The 15,250-nt window shown below is 53.8% G+C and carries 13 protein-coding genes; 2 read left to right on the top strand and 11 right to left on the bottom strand.

The window, feature by feature from the left end:
• Positions 1 to 4 precede the first annotated feature (4 nt).
• The 9 genes from mnhG to MKY96_RS14120 form a co-directional block, all read right to left on the bottom strand.
• On the bottom strand, positions 5 to 394 hold the full coding sequence (mnhG, locus tag MKY96_RS14080) for a monovalent cation/H(+) antiporter subunit G (protein ID WP_340944560.1): 390 nt from the start codon (positions 392 to 394) through the stop codon (positions 5 to 7).
• Positions 369 to 662, bottom strand: a complete 294-nt coding sequence (locus MKY96_RS14085; RefSeq protein ID WP_340941149.1) for a Na(+)/H(+) antiporter subunit F1 — start codon at positions 660 to 662, stop codon at positions 369 to 371. Before MKY96_RS14085 ends, mnhG begins: the two co-directional genes overlap by 26 nt.
• The gene (locus MKY96_RS14090) at positions 659 to 1,138 is read right to left on the bottom strand and encodes a Na+/H+ antiporter subunit E (protein WP_340941151.1); all 480 of its coding nucleotides are present in this window, start codon (positions 1,136 to 1,138) and stop codon (positions 659 to 661) included. The genes MKY96_RS14085 and MKY96_RS14090 overlap by 4 nt, the downstream gene beginning before the upstream one ends.
• Positions 1,139 to 1,144: 6 nt before the next feature.
• A complete protein-coding gene (locus tag MKY96_RS14095) occupies positions 1,145 to 2,623 on the bottom strand; it encodes a Na+/H+ antiporter subunit D (RefSeq protein ID WP_340941153.1) in 1,479 nt (492 codons plus the stop codon).
• A complete protein-coding gene (locus tag MKY96_RS14100; RefSeq protein WP_036729053.1) occupies positions 2,620 to 2,955 on the bottom strand; it encodes a Na(+)/H(+) antiporter subunit C in 336 nt (111 codons plus the stop codon). Before MKY96_RS14100 ends, MKY96_RS14095 begins: the two co-directional genes overlap by 4 nt.
• Positions 2,955 to 5,819 (bottom strand): Na+/H+ antiporter subunit A, encoded by a 2,865-nt coding sequence (locus MKY96_RS14105; protein ID WP_340941154.1) that lies wholly within the window; start codon positions 5,817 to 5,819, stop codon positions 2,955 to 2,957. Before MKY96_RS14105 ends, MKY96_RS14100 begins: the two co-directional genes overlap by 1 nt.
• A gap of 66 nt (positions 5,820 to 5,885) precedes the next feature.
• Complete coding sequence (locus MKY96_RS14110) at positions 5,886 to 6,494, bottom strand: hypothetical protein (protein ID WP_340941157.1); 609 nt, start codon at positions 6,492 to 6,494, stop codon at positions 5,886 to 5,888.
• 201 nt (positions 6,495 to 6,695) lie between these two features.
• Positions 6,696 to 7,544 carry a metallophosphoesterase family protein gene (locus MKY96_RS14115; protein ID WP_340941158.1) on the bottom strand — a complete coding sequence of 283 codons (849 nt, stop codon included), beginning with the start codon at positions 7,542 to 7,544 and terminating at the stop codon, positions 6,696 to 6,698.
• On the bottom strand, positions 7,541 to 8,203 hold the full coding sequence (locus tag MKY96_RS14120) for a DUF2625 family protein (RefSeq protein WP_340941160.1): 663 nt from the start codon (positions 8,201 to 8,203) through the stop codon (positions 7,541 to 7,543). The genes MKY96_RS14115 and MKY96_RS14120 overlap by 4 nt, the downstream gene beginning before the upstream one ends.
• 257 nt (positions 8,204 to 8,460) lie before the next feature.
• Here MKY96_RS14120 and gdhA point away from each other — a divergent pair, with 257 nt between their 5' ends.
• Positions 8,461 to 9,855, top strand: a complete 1,395-nt coding sequence (gdhA, locus tag MKY96_RS14125) for an NADP-specific glutamate dehydrogenase (RefSeq protein ID WP_445671439.1) — start codon at positions 8,461 to 8,463, stop codon at positions 9,853 to 9,855.
• Positions 9,856 to 10,456: 601 nt separating this feature from the next.
• Here gdhA and MKY96_RS14130 read toward each other — a convergent pair.
• Both MKY96_RS14130 and MKY96_RS14135 read right to left on the bottom strand, forming a co-directional pair.
• Positions 10,457 to 11,440 carry a diaminopimelate dehydrogenase gene (locus MKY96_RS14130; protein WP_076077646.1) on the bottom strand — a complete coding sequence of 328 codons (984 nt, stop codon included), beginning with the start codon at positions 11,438 to 11,440 and terminating at the stop codon, positions 10,457 to 10,459.
• Between the two features lie 196 nt (positions 11,441 to 11,636).
• Positions 11,637 to 13,712: an AraC family transcriptional regulator gene (locus MKY96_RS14135; RefSeq protein ID WP_340941162.1), complete on the bottom strand. Its 2,076-nt coding sequence runs from the start codon at positions 13,710 to 13,712 to the stop codon at positions 11,637 to 11,639.
• Between the two features lie 115 nt (positions 13,713 to 13,827).
• Here MKY96_RS14135 and MKY96_RS14140 point away from each other — a divergent pair, with 115 nt between their 5' ends.
• Positions 13,828 to 15,180 carry an FAD-binding oxidoreductase gene (locus MKY96_RS14140; RefSeq protein WP_340941163.1) on the top strand — a complete coding sequence of 451 codons (1,353 nt, stop codon included), beginning with the start codon at positions 13,828 to 13,830 and terminating at the stop codon, positions 15,178 to 15,180.
• Positions 15,181 to 15,250: the final 70 nt, after the last annotated feature.

Genomic DNA, 15,250 nt, shown 5'->3' on the forward strand with positions numbered 1-15,250 from the left:
TAATCTATGATGAGGATGAATCGGTCTTCACCTGTTCCTGCTCCTTCTCCAGCGCCTCCTTGAGATCATCCTGAACGCGGCGGCTCCAGAGCGGAACGCCGGAGCGGTAAGCCGCCCGGCCGGTCAGATGAGCGGAGAGCGGAGAAGTCATGAATACGAACACGATTCCGAGCAGCAGCTTCGCACTGATGAAATCGAGGAAGAAGGCGAAATAGAGAAATGCGCCGCTGAGTACACAGAGCACACCGAGCGTAGCACTTTTGGCCGCGGCATGTGATCTCAGGTATACATCGGGCAAGCGGATCAGACCTACAGAGCTGACTGCGCTAAGCAAGGCTCCGGTCAGAATCAGCAGGACAAACACATACTCAATGACCGTCTTGATCATGTCCATGTTCAAACACCACCCCCCTTTCGATATATCTGGCCAAGGCCATCGTCCCGATAAAAGAGAGGATTCCAATAAGCAAAATATATTCTATAAAGGCTTGCGTCTTGAACAGGACCGAGAGGACGGCGACCATCGCCAGCAGATTGATACCGATGGTATCGAGTGCGGCTACCCGGTCAGGCAGTGACGGCCCCTTGACCAGCCTCCAGGCACAGATAGCTATGGAGATGACCATGATCGACAGCGCCACCATGAGAATCGATTGAATCATGAACGGGTCACCTCCAGAATCGCGCGTTCAAAGGTATTACGGATATTCGCATCGAACTGCTTCACATCCTGTATGTCCATGGCATGAATGTATAAGGTCCGGTTGTCTTTGGACACCTCCAGCACGACTGAACCCGGCGTGAGGCAGAGCATAGTAATCAGCACCGCCACCTCCCAGTCCGATTCCAGCTCCGTATGGTACATCAGGATAGCCGGGCGGATATTGAGATTCGGGCGAAGAACCGCCTTCACCACTACATAGCTGGAGGCCACCAGCTCCCGGAGCAGCAAGGCCATCAGCTTCAGAATCGCCCATATTTTGCCCAGGTACAGCCGTCCGTCGAAGAAGCGCCGCATGACCACCAGTACGGCCACCCCCAGCACATAACCGACGATGAAGCCGGAGGCCGTCCAGTCATTATTCAGGAACATCCACAGGAAGGCGATCATGAGATTCAACAATATTTGAAAGGCCATCTTCATCTACTCCTTCATGACAGCATTAATGTACGCTGCCGGATCAGCGAGGACTGCGCCTGCCTGCCCCACATAGCCGTTCACCCACTCGGCGCCGATACCCATCAGGATGACGAGCACAAACAGTGCCGCAGCCGGTACCATCATAGCTTTGTAGCGCAGAGGACGGATCTCTTCATCGCTCTTCTCGCCTCCCCAGAATACCTGCTGGAAGACTTTGATCAGTGAATATAAGACGACGAAGCTGGAAGCCAGAGCGATAAGCGCAAGCGCGGTATGCTGCTCCCCGAAGCCGCTGCGGACCATCATGACCTTCCCGGCAAAACCGCTAAGCGGAGGAACGCCGACCAGCGCCAGCGTCAGGACGAAGAACATCCAGCCCGTCCACGGATACCGGCGGATCAGACCGCCCATCAGCCTCAGCTGCTCCGTCCCCGAAGCTGCGACAATCAGACCGCCCAGGAAGAACAGCAGTGCCTTGGCAACCATATCGTGCATCAGATAGAATACCACCCCGCTCAGCGAATCCTGGGTAGCCACGGAGATACCGAAGGCGATGAAGCCCACACTGATGACAATATTATAATTGAAGATCCGGCTTAGATCATTATAGGCGAGTGCCCCTATGGCTCCAAGAATCATAGTGGCCCCTGCCATCCAGCCGATCAGCGAATGGGTCAGGCCCATGTCATGGACAAAAATCAGCGAGAACGTTCGGGTGATGGCATACAGCCCCACCTTGGTAAGCAGTGCGCCGAACAATGCCCTTACCGCCTGCGGAGGAGCACTGTACGAATCCGGCAGCCAGAAGAATAGCAGCAGGCCTGCTTTGAGCGAGAACACAAGCAGCAGGAGTACAGCAATCACATTCATGACTCCGCCCTGCCCGGCCTCTCCCACACGGATGGCCAGATGAGCCATATTCAGCGTGCCTGTCGCCGCGTACAGATAAGCAATCGCCGCTACGAACAAGGTGGAGGAAATTACGTTGACAAGGATATACTTGAGCGTCTCACGCAGCTGTATCCGGGTTCCACCCAGAACAATCATGGCGTAGGAGGCAACCAGCAGCACCTCGAAGCAGACAAACAGGTTGAACAGGTCACCTGTCAGGAACGAGCCGAACACACCGGTGAGCAGGAAATGGAAGAATGTATAGTAGTAGAACCGCTCCCGCTCCTCTCCAATGCTGGCGAAGGAGAAGAACAGGCAAGCTGCCCCTACCACCGCAGCCGTCAAGACGAGCAGCGCTGCGAACATATCAGCTACGAAGACGATGCCGTAAGGCGGAATCCATCCTCCCATATACAGCGTCTGAATCCCATCTGTATGGACCTGGTACATAATGATAAGCGCTACTGCGATATTCACCAGCACACTGATGGCACTGAGGATACGCTGCAGCTTAATTCGTTCCTTGAGAAAAATCAGGATGACCGCCGTAAAGGCCGGGATCAGCAAAGGCAGTACAAGCAGGTTGTTCATGGTCTCTCCCCCTTGCTTCCTTCCACATCATCCGTCCCCGCCGAGCGGTAAGCCCGGTAGGCCAGAACGATGAAGAACGCGGATACCCCAAAGCTGATTACAATGGAAGTCAGGATAAGCGCCTGCGGCAGCGGATCGACATAACTGTCCGCCTTCTCGCCAAGCAGAGGTGAAGCGCCCGTCTTCAGGCCTGCCATCGTCAGCAGCAGCAGATGAACGCCGTGCGTCAGCAGCGTCGTCCCGAGCAGGATGCGGAGCAGACTTTTGGACAGGACCAGATAGACACCTACGGTAAACAAGACACCGATCGCCAGGGCAATAAGGATCTCCATTAGTTATCCCTCCCGATCGTAAAGATAATATTCATCGTGACACCAATCACCGAGAGGTAGACTCCCAGATCGAACAGCATCGCCGTGGTTAGCTCCGTCTTGCCCATGACCGGCAGTTCAAAGTAACCGAAGGCCTGGGTCAGGAACGGAGCATCGAAGACAAAGGAACCGATTCCGGTGAGAAAAGCGATCATAATCCCGACTGCGATTAACTTGCGGTAATCGACCGGCAGCACCTTCTCCACAAACTCCGTACCGAAGGCAATCGCGACCAGCACCAGCGCCGCAGCAGCCATCAAGGCTCCGATAAAGCCGCCGCCCGGCTGATTATGACCCGCGAAGAACAGATACAGGGAGAAAGTGATGATGATCACGAAGGCTACTTTTGCCACCGATTGCAGCAACACATCATTGCTGCGGGTATAGCGGCGCGTGCTCTCCTCCGGTTTGTTTCTGGTCAGAACAGGCGTATGATCCTGCTCCAGCTGCAGCTTGATCATCGAGTAGATGGCCAGCGACGCCAGCCCCAGCACCGTAATTTCGAACATGGTATCGAAGCCGCGGAAATCCACCAGCAGGACATTGACGATGTTCTTGCCGCCGCCAAGCTTATAACTATTCTCCACATAGTAGGTTGAGATAGACTCGAACGGACTGCTGCCTAGCGCGGCCAGCGCCACCAGCGTCATCGTGATCCCGAAGCCTAAGGCGATGATCAGCCTCGGCACCTTGACCCGCAGCTTGACCTTCTCCCGCTTCAGCTTCGGCAGATGCCGGAAGCAGAGCAGGAACAGCGTGACCGAGACCACTTCAACAATCATCTGGGTGAGGGCCAGATCGGGTGCGCGGAACAGGATGAACAATAGCGTCACCATGTAACCGACCATTCCGGTAAGCAGAATCGCCGAGACTCTGGACTTCGCGAATGGTATAGCGAGCGCACCGGTCAGCAGGACCAGTACGGCAACAACTTCAAAGAAGGTGACCGGAGCGTAGCTCCCCTGGCCAAACGTAATGCCCTCCGAATAAAGCATAGTACCGCCTACTACGGCGATAATCAGGGTGAAAATATACATCAGATAATGACGCATCGAACCGGTCATGTATAGCCCTGTCACCGCACGGGACAGTCCCTCCACGAGCCGGATACTCCCGTCATATACCTGTGTCAGCGTGAGGCCGCTGCGCCATTCCTTATCCACAAGGCTGAACCGGCCATATACGCGGTATACGATAATCCCGAGAAGGATCACGCCCAGCGTCATCCAGACCTCGGCGGTGAACCCGTGCCAGAAATAGATGTTGACGTAAAAAGGCGAGCTGGCTGCAAGCTCCGGATGAATGGCATTCATCCCCGGCACGATCAGTGTCCCCGACAGTATGTTCGGGAAGAAGCCGGTGATCACGGCCAGCAGTGCCAGAATTACTGGCGGAAGCAGAAGGCCGAGGGGCGCTTCATGCGGTTTTTTGTCCAGCTTCTCCGGCTGATATTTGCCAAAGAAGGTATGGAAGACCATAATCATGCTGTATGCAAAGGTAAATATGCTTGCAATCCACGCCAGCACCGGGAATATTGTAAAGAAGGCCCCGGGGCTGAAGATATCCAGCTGTCTGATATTCAGCACAGCCGTGAAGAACATTTCCTTGCTCAGGAATCCGGCAAACGGCGGAAGGCCCGCCATTGAGAAGCTGCCGATCAGCGCTAACGTGAAGGTTACCGGCATCAGGGACACCAGCCCCCCCAGCTTGCGCAGATCACGGGTATTCGTCTCATGGTCGACAATTCCGACCACCATGAAGAGCGAACCTTTGAATATGGCATGATTAATTAAATGAAAGAGTGCTGCCGTTGTTGCGGCGGTATAGAATACAGCCTGTTCCCCTGTATAAAAGGAAGCTGCCGATCCCATGCCGAGTAATCCCATAATCAGACCGAGCTGGCTGATTGTAGAATAAGCTAACAGAGCCTTCAGGTCCGTCTGCTTCATCGCCTGGATCGATCCATAGATCAAGGTGATCAGGCCGACGCCCGACACTATCCAAAACCACTCATGTTGCCCCGCAAACACCGGGCTGAACCGTGCTACCAGATATAAACCGGCTTTGACCATGGTTGCTGAATGCAGATACGCACTGACCGGAGTCGGCGCTTCCATTGCATCAGGCAGCCAGATGTGGAACGGAAACTGGGCCGATTTGGTGAAGGCACCCAGCAGAATAAGCAGCATTGCGGGGATGAACAGCGTTTGTCCGCTGATGTCGCCCACCTGGCTCCAGATCTCGCGGATGCTGAAGGTACCTGTCATCACATACAGCATCAGGAAGCCTGCGAACATCGCCAGACCGCCGAAGACAGTGATCAGCATCGACTTTTGCGCGCCGTAGCGTGATTTCTGTCTCCGGTGCCAGTAGGCAATCAGAAGGAAGGATGAGACACTCGTAAGCTCCCAGAATCCGTATAACACCATCAGGTTATCGGATAGGACGACTCCCAGCATAGCTCCCATGAACAGCAGCAGATACACATAGAATGGAGTCAGCTCTTCCTTGCGTTTGTCCAGATAAAAGATGGAATAGATAAAGACCAGGGTGCCCATTCCCGTGATTAACAAGGCGAACAGCAGGCTTAATCCATCGAGATGGAAGACCAGATCAATCCCAAGGGAAGGAATCCATGGCAATGTCTCATATCCGAGATCCCCTCCCTTGATGACCGGAATACGGGTAAAGAAGTAGATAAATAACATCAGCGGTGCGGCCAGTACAAGCCATCCTCTGTGGAGCTTGCGTACCCTCCCGCGTAGAAGCGCTATCAGCAGGGCCATAAGAAACGGAACAAGAACGGTTATATGCAGCAAAGGCAAGCCTCCTTTTCCCTTCAGTGATATAGGTTGTGAACACTGGTACTTACTTCCTGTCAACAAGACTAATTATAGTGGATCTGCCAAGTTGCCTTCACAGATATGCAAATATCTTGCTTTACCATCTTGCTCAATTTTGAACAAGCCATTCTCAAATTCAGTGTGTAACTCGTGGAAGAATTTGCCTTTGATGAAGTCTGAACCTTCCGGCTCATCGCTGAGCTGATACATTCCGTCGTTCTTCACCAAATAAGCGGTTACCCCTTCTTCATGGGTCTCTTCAAGACCGGCGCGCATACGCTGAACTGCCACTACATGCAGATCCATCATCTTCATCTTGCTGATCAGTTCATTGACGAAGTTGCGTTTAGTCAGCTCCTGCCATAAGGTCTGGGCCGATTGCCCGATAATAACCTGAGTGACTTCATGTTCTTCTGCCGCTTCAACGATCACATCCGTGGTCTTGCGGCCGCGGCGCTTGCGCACCATGAATTCAGCACCGGCTTCTTCAGCCAGACGCTTCCAGACCGCCATATACATTTCTTTGCTTTGATTATATTCATCACTGTCTGAACTATCCACATTGAGCACATACAGCGGTGCCCCGATCAACTCGGATAACTGGACTCCACGCCGGATCAAACGCTCGCCATGCGGGCCGTAATGAACACATACCATAATCTTTTCCTTGTGAATGACTTTCGCCCTCCTGTTAACATGGGCCGGAAATACAAAAGGAGCCTAATGGCGTTAGGCCCCTTTCTGTTGTTTCAAACCCTGAAAGTTATACCTAAATTATATCTATTCCGATGCTGTTTGTAAAGTTTACGGACAAGACTTGGACAAAATAGAAGCATTTGTTCCCGGCGGCGGCTCATGTCAGTCCGGGCTGGCAGCGGTGAAGATCAGCACCCTTCCGTCCGTGTTAAGCACCTGTGTACCGTTCCCTAGCTCAGCTAGCGGCTGGTGCCAATGAATATGTCCGCAGCAGACCAGAAGCTCCGGTCCAGCTTCCAATTGTGCGAGGGTCGCTGAATGTCCATGAAGTTCTGCTGCGGGCACCTCCGGCCCCTGATGCAGCAGCAGAATATGGGGCCCGCGCTGGAGCAGGTGTCCCAGCGTCTCCAAATATTCAGGTTCCGGGGTGCGGTTGGGCCGGTCTCCTCTTCCCGTAACTCCTCCTAGTCCCGCTACCATCAATCCCTTGTGCAACAGGACTGACGGCTTAGAGAACAGGTGAATTCCCCCTGTAGATGCAAGCTCTGCTTCTCCTTCAGGGGACAGGTCATCATGGTTGCCGTTCACGCCCAGCACCGCCTGGAACCTGCTGCGGAAGGCTCTCCATACCGGGAGCGGGTCGCCGCTCGAACCTCTTACGGAAGTATCCCCGTATAAATCCCCGCATAAACATACCAGCACCTTATCCTGATTGACGTCCGGCAGATGGAGCTGAAGCAGATGCTCCAGCGTCTCCGGAAGCTTCTCACCCACCAGGGAGCCGCCGTATTCGCCGTTGTCATGAAGAGCCATTCCCTGAAGGTCAGAGGCTATAATCAGCGCCTCCACCTCCTTCGGCAACCCCAGAATCTCCCCCTGGTATATTGGTAGCCGTTCATATACAATATCCTGGCTTCCACGTGCTGCAGTGACATATGGAATCCATTCCAGCGGTTCTTCGGCAATCGTGACGACCTTAAGCCTTTCTCTGCCCGCCTTACTCTTCTTCATTCCGTGCCCTCACTTCCCGCTGAATTCCAGGCCTCCAGAATAGATACTGGCTCTTTGCTGCTAAGCCGGCCGCTGCCTTCCTTCGTCCACAGCGGCGGGTAATAGCCCATGACCTGGCCCGGCTCAAGCTGCTGGACCTCCTCTTCCCAGCCCTCCCAGCGGAAGGTCTCGTAGAACAGATCCAAATCCCCTTCTGCCAGCCAGCCGATGAAGCCTGAATAGGTCAGCTCCGTTGTCTCCCACTTCAGGACATCCGGGGCATAATAATAGATATGACCTGTCTGCCCGAACCGCCCCGTATCAAGGCCGAAGAAGCCGCCTGCCGCATCGTAGGCCACAATCAGCATTCCCGGCAGGGGAGGAATATTGTCCGCTGTAGACAGGCCATTCCATGAGGTCAGGCTTCCGAAGATGCCTTCGGCTCCCGCGCCAAGCAGCGTAATCCAGCCATGCTCGAACACAATTCCTCCTGTCTCGTAGGCTATCGCTCCCAGATAGGATTTCGTGCTGACCTGCAAGCGGACCAGCGTCTGTACCGCCTGTTCCGCTTCTGCGGCCTCCAGCCGGTAGGTGCGCGATCCCTGACTCAGCAGCTCCCTGATCTCTTCCCAGGCGTGGTTCTCCACATCTACTAATTCTGCTACAGATAATAAGTGCATATGCTTACGCCTCTCTCTCAATGCTTTATACTGTTTCCAATATTTATATATACCCTATTCAGGGGGACCTGCAATCTTGAATTGACCAGAGGTTTATTAACATTCTGCCGCATATAGCTGGCATAGTATGTAAGGTTCATAGAATTTCTTAATGACTATGCCAAAAATAATTGATTGGCAAATTGATGTAAGGTTTTATAGAATTCTTTTAAATTCTAATTAAATACGGGATAGCCCGAATTACAATCAGACAGGGAGTGCTTGCCAAAGTGTCCATCGTTCCTACACTATCGTCAGAAGTATCAAATGAGGCTGTGCAGTACGTGCAGCGGATCTATGCAGAGGTCCAGAAGCGCGACCCGCATGAGCCAGAATTTCACCAGGCTGTCCAGGAATTCCTGGAGAGCATCACCCCCGTTCTGACCCGCCACCCCCAGTATATGAAGCACGGGATTCTCGAGCGGCTGGTTGAGCCTGAGCGCAGCATCTCCTTCCGCGTCCCTTGGGTGGACGATGCCGGTAATACGCAGGTTAACCGCGGCTTCCGCATTCAATTCAACAGTGCCATCGGTCCCTACAAAGGCGGCCTGCGCTTCCATCCTTCGGTCTACCTCGGGATTATCAAGTTCCTGGGCTTCGAGCAGATTTTCAAAAACTCGCTGACCGGCCTGCCCATGGGCGGCGGCAAGGGCGGCAGCGACTTCGATCCCAAGGATAAATCGGATCAGGAGGTTATGCGCTTCACCCAGAGCTTCATGACGGAATTGTACCGCCACATTGGACAGGATACAGATGTTCCCGCAGGGGATATCGGTGTAGGCGCGCGCGAGATCGGCTATATGTTCGGCCAATACAAACGGATTCACGGCGGGCATGCTGCCGGTGTTCTTACCGGAAAAGGGCTGCTCTATGGCGGCAGTCTGGCGCGCAAGGAAGCTACCGGCTATGGCTGTGTATACTTCGTGCAAGAGATGCTGTCATCACGCGAAGCAAGCTTCAAGGACAGCAAGGTGGTCATCTCCGGTTCCGGGAATGTCTCCATCTACGCCATCGAGAAGGCTCAGCAGCTGGGGGCCCACGTGATTGCCTGCAGTGATTCGAACGGTTACATTCATGATCCGCAGGGCATCAATCTGGATACGGTCAAAAGACTGAAGGAAACAGATCGCCTGCGCATCAGCGAATATGTGAAGGAGCACCCGCATGCCGAGTATGTTGAAGGCTGTAGCGGAATCTGGAGCCTGCCTTGCGACATCGCTCTGCCGTGTGCCACGCAGAACGAGCTCGATTTGGAATCCGCCCGGACTCTAATTCTGAACGGAGTTAAGGCCATTGGCGAAGGCGCCAATATGCCGACCACTCTCCAAGCGGTGGAGCTGTTCCTGGAGAACCAGGTGCTGTTTGCTCCAGCCAAGGCAGCCAATGCCGGCGGTGTAGCGGTCTCGGGCCTGGAGATGAGCCAGAACAGCATGCGTCTGTCCTGGACCTTCGAAGAGGTGGACGAGAAGCTGCAAGTCATTATGAAAAATATCTACAGCAGAACCGTTCAGGCAGCAGAGGATTACGGCGTCGCCGGTAACCTGGTTGCCGGTGCCAACATCGCCGGGTTCCTGAAGGTTGCCGATACCATGCTGGCGCAGGGTATTGTGTAACTGTTATAGACTTAAATGATACAAGAAGAGGTGTCCCTAAGCCATTTGGCTGGGGACACCTCTTTTTTAGGTTGAGGAATTGGTTGGTGATCCTGTGCTCGCTAGTAGTTATGCTGAGGGCATCCGGTTGGACGTATGCGTACGAATAGCAGATTCAGGTACTAACAGGAGCACTATTGCTCCTCATTCGCTCATATAGCCGACTTCCGGTGAATTCAGGTGCACTTGTGCTCCTCATTCGCTCATTCAGCTAACTTCCGGTGAATTCAGGTGCACTTGTGCTCTTAATTCGCTCATATAGCCGACTTCCGGTGAATTCAGGTGCACTATTGCTCTTCATTCGCTCATATAGCCGACTTCCGGTGAATTCAGGTGCACTTGTGCTCTTCATTACTCTCGCTCAGCCGTACTCGACCTCACCAATGGGATTTATCCCTCTAATTCAGCCATCCAGCCAACTTTCGGCCTCATCAACGGGATAAATCCCTTTAATTCAGCCATCCAGTCAACTTCCGGCCCCACCAATGGGATAAATCCCTCTCATTCAGCCCTCCAGCCAACTTTCGGCCCCATCAATGGGATTTATCCCTCTCCTTGTAGCCTACAGCAGCTCGCGCCGCAGTTCCTCAGCCGATCTCGGGGACAGGTGGCCGAGCGGAATGTCGAATACCGTCTTAGCTCCTGTCTGGCCTTCCTGCTTCAGCCGTACAGCAGCACGGGCATAGGCAGCCAGGACGCTGGCGGTGAATTCCGGGTTGCTGTCCAGCTTCAGCCCGAATTCGGCGATCTGCTTGCTTCCGCCTCCGGTCACTCCGCTGCGGATGACGAAGCCGCCATGCGGCATCCCTGAATGCTCAGCAGCAAGCTCCTCGTCCGTAATGAATTGAACCGTTGTGTCGTAATCGGCGAAATAGTTCGGCATCTCCACAATCGTCCGGGTAATGGCATCGCGGTCAGCTCCTGCTTCAGCCACTACGTAGCATTCCCGGCGGTGCTTCTCGCGGGTGGACAGCTGCGGGGTCTCGCCTCCACGAATACTGTCAATAACCTCCTGGACCGGCACGGTATATTGCACGCCTGCCTTGACACCGGGAACCCGGCGGATCGCATCCGAATGCCCTTGGCTGACTCCTGTACCCCAGAACGTATAATCCTCGCCTACCGGCAGGATGGACTGCATCAGCAGCCGGTTCATGGAGAACATGCCCGGGTCCCAGCCGGTGGAGATCACACTTACGCTGCCGCCTTCGCGGGCAGACTTGTCCACCGCAGCGAAGAAATCAGGGATTTTGGCATGAGTGTCAAAGCTGTCCACCGTATTGAATAACCGGGCCAGCTGCGGAGTCTGCTCCGGCAGATCTGTTGCGGAACCGCCGCACAGAATCATTACATCAATCTTGCCTATGTACTGCTCGGCGGCTGAGATGTGCTCGGTGCGCGTTCCTGTGATGTCTGCCAGCTGCTGCGGATCTCTGCGGGTGAATATGGCTACCAGCTCCATATCGGAGTTCTGCTCAATAGCCTGCTGTACCCCTTTACCCAAATTTCCGTATCCGACGATGCCTACTCTAATGGTTGATGTCATGTCTGTAATATCCTCCCTTGCCGGTTAACCCGGAGATATGAATCCTTCAAAAGTTAAGTATATATACATTACACGAAATGTAAATATTAAGTTGTACAGCAGCTCTGTCTCCGAAAAAAAGATCAACATGCTCCAAAGAGCCTATTGATCCCCTTATCATTCCGGCTTACTTACGCGTTCATGCGCAACACCCGGATTATTGTCCCGTTCCCAGAAAGCTCTCCACAATGAATTTCAGCTGTGCTTCCAGAGAGATCGGGTCATTATAATAGGAGCCCTTCTCATCAATGAAATAGACGCGATTATTCTTCACAGCCGGGAGTGACTTCCAGACCTTGCTGCCGTACACAACATTCGCATCCCCGTCATCCCAGCCCCAGTTGCTGGTGAAAATATAGTCTCCCGCATACTCCGGCAGCAGCTCAAGCGACAAGTTCCCGCCGAAGCCTTCCCCGTCAATCAAAGTGGTCCGGATAATCTCCGGTGCCTTAAGGCCGAGGTCCCCGTACAGAATCTCACCGCCTCTTCCTCCCTTGTTGCCCCAGGCATAGATGCCCTTCGCATAAGGCTGGAGAATCGATACTGTCTGGTCACCGACAACTTCAGTAATCTTCGGCTTCACTTCAGCAATTCTATCGTTCCACCCGTCAATCCACTGCTGTGCCTCCGCCTCTTTGCCGGTAATCTTGCCGAATTCCAGAAGCAGATCCTGCGGAGTGCCCCCGCCGTATTTCAGCCGGACCACCGGAGCGATCTGGACAAGCTGCTCATACTGGGCTTCTTCGATATAGTCAAAAGTCAGAATCAGATCCGGGTCCAGCTTCAGAATAGCCTCAGCATTCGGTTCCGCTCCAATATTAACGATATCATCCAGCTGACCCGCATGGAACGGATTCTTCAAGGAGTCATCCGAAGCTGCGACCGGCTTCACACCGAGCACCAGCAGATTGCCGATGGCGCTGCCTGTCAGATCAATAATCCGCTGCGGATTTACCGGAATGGTAACCTCCCCCTTGCCGTCAGTATAAACTTTCGTTGCTGCAGCCGTATTGCCTGTATTGGAGCCCGGAGCCGCCGTTTCGCCCCCAGGAATGGCCGTACTCAAGGATGATGGCGCCTTGTTACCTGTCGCACCGTTATTCGCCGATGTTCCTGCACCAGACCCCGAACATGCGCTTAGCAGCAAGGTTACACACAATAATAGAACCGCTGTAGCCATAGATGCCGTCTTTGTTCCCCGCATCACTGGTAATCCCCCTTTTCGCTGCAAATGATAATAGTTCTCACTACTTTGGATACTATAGCACTTGGAATTATGAGCTACAAGGGCAGTAATCGGATGAACGACAGGCGATCCTTGTACAAGCAGCTCCGCGTCCATGTTCATTCTGAATTGTACCGGCGGGCAGCCATACTGCTTCTTGAAATTCCGGCTGAAGGTATGGGCATCGGGATAGCCTGTCCGTTCCGCGATCTCCTGCACGGTATATCCGCTATACAGCAGATCATGCGCAGCTCTCTCCATGCGGATCTGTGTCAGTACACGGATAGGCCCTGCCTGCATCCGGCTCTTGAACAGCTTGCTCAGATAGCTTACGCTGCAATCAAACTGTTCAGCCAGAGTGTCCAGCGTGATCGGCTCCCTGTAATGCTCACGCATGTACCGCAGTGCTTGAGCCAGCAGGTCCGGCTGAACCGGAACAAGCCCCTGCTGCTTCATCTGAACCAGCACTTCATGGACAAATTGAAGAAACAGCGATCTCACATAGAGATGCTGCAGCGGATCTGCGGTTAACCACTCTATGTACATCCGCTCAAGCCGGTCCAGCAGGGGATGCGTGTAAGCGGGACTGAAGCTGTATTGAAGCCTGGCCGGATTCTCCTGCTCCAGCAGACTTATCACTCTGTTGGACTGGGGCAGCATCAGCACTGCCTTGTACAGCACCAGGAAGTATTCGAAGGCTTCATCTGCACGCACCGCAAGAATAGCCCCCCGCCCGCCATGCACAAGCTGATTACGTCTCAAGGTAGTCTGTAGCTCATCCAGCTGCACTTGCGCCTGTCCCTGAGCAGCATACAGGAACGCACTCGAAGGCAGCTGATAATATGGAAGCGCCGAGCCTGCCGGAAGCCTCCCTCTGCGGATATCCATAATCCTGACCGATGCATGGTTCCACCACTGTATATGTTCGTTCAGCTTCATCACTATTCCCCGTTTATCTTTATTCCGCTGTATCCTTTGACGGTTAATCACATTATAATTGATAACCATTCTCATTAATAGCCCGCATTATAGCCCACTCCATAGACTAAAGCCCCGCATACATTAACCTAGTCAAAGTCATATCTATGCATGCCAATATTAGCTCAAAAGGAGCTGGAAACCAGTGAACTCAGCAACGAAGCTTACCGGACGCGTCATCTACAAAGGTGATCCGGGTTATGAGGCCGCGCGCAAAAATTGGGACCCGCATACCGACCGATTCCCCAAAGTATTCGTGTTCGCCAAGAAGACCCAGGATGTAGTGAATGCTATCAAATGGGCCAACGAACGTGGGATTCCCATCCGTCCCAGAGGCGGCAGACATGCGCTGGAGGTCAATCTGTCCCAGGTGAACGGCGGCATCGTCATTGATGTCAGTGAAATGAACAGCATTAAGCTAAGCCGCACAACCGGGACAGCCGTCGTCGGAGCCGGAAATACGGTCGGGAGAATCGCCCATACGCTGGCCCGGAAAGGGTATATGTCACCATATGGGGACAGTCCTACCGTTGGAATCGGGGGCATTACACTAGGCGGCGGCATCGGCCCGCTTCAGCGTACTCTAGGGCTGGTCAGCGATAATCTGGTGGAGCTTGAAATGGTCGATGCCAAGGGCAGAATCATTATTGCAAATAAGAAAAGGAATGCCGATCTGCTCTGGGCTTCCCGTGGCGGCGGCGGAGGCAACTTCGGCGTGTACACCCGTTACAAATTCAAAGTACGCCCGGCTCCTGCCACAGCAACGGTATTCCGCATCACCTGGCCCTGGGGCCAGTTCGAGAAGGTCCTTAAGACCTGGCAGCGCTGGGCTCCCGCAGTGAATACGAGACTGGGCAGCGAATTATCCATCGGTCCCAAAAAGGGTGGAAATGTCAGCATGCTGGGACTGTTCCTCGGATCTAAGGCTGAGGCTGTCCGCCTCTTGAAGCCCATTACAAGTGTAGGAACGCCCACGGTCCAAACAATCCGTTCCCTGCCTTATCCGCAGGTGGTCAGCTTCATGCTCGCTCCCGATCCGGTGCAGACCCAGCGGGTCAGTAACCAGTTCTCCAGCGGCTTCGGCAGGAAACCGTTCCCGGATCAGGCATTCAAGCCGATGCGTGAGTTCCTGGAGAAGGTGGAGGGGAAGGACGCCGGGTTCTTTTTCCTCAATTGGGGTGGGGCGGTAAGCCGTAAATCTCCTAAATCTACCGCCTTCTACTGGCGCAAGGCCAAATTCTATGTGGAGTGGAACAGCTCCTGGGTCAAGAAATCGGACGCCGCCAAAAATATATTCTACGTCCGCAACACCCGCCGCAAGCTGCAGCCGTTCATCGTAGGAAGCTACATCAACGTGCCTGACCAGGGCATCAAGCCTTCCGGCCCGGTCTATTACGGAACGAACTATGCCAGATTACGCAGAGTCAAGGCGAAATATGATCCCGGCAATGTGTTCAACAACCCGCAGAGCATCCCGCCGGCCCGCACCACAAGCTGAATGACGGCCCGGCAAGATGAACGGGCCTAAAAAACATGAAACAGCGGTTCCCCAAGACGGGAGAACCGCT

The sequence above is a fragment of the Paenibacillus sp. FSL R7-0302 genome (genome assembly GCF_038006885.1).
In the GTDB taxonomy this organism is placed as follows: Bacteria; Bacillota; Bacilli; order Paenibacillales; family Paenibacillaceae; genus Paenibacillus_AQ.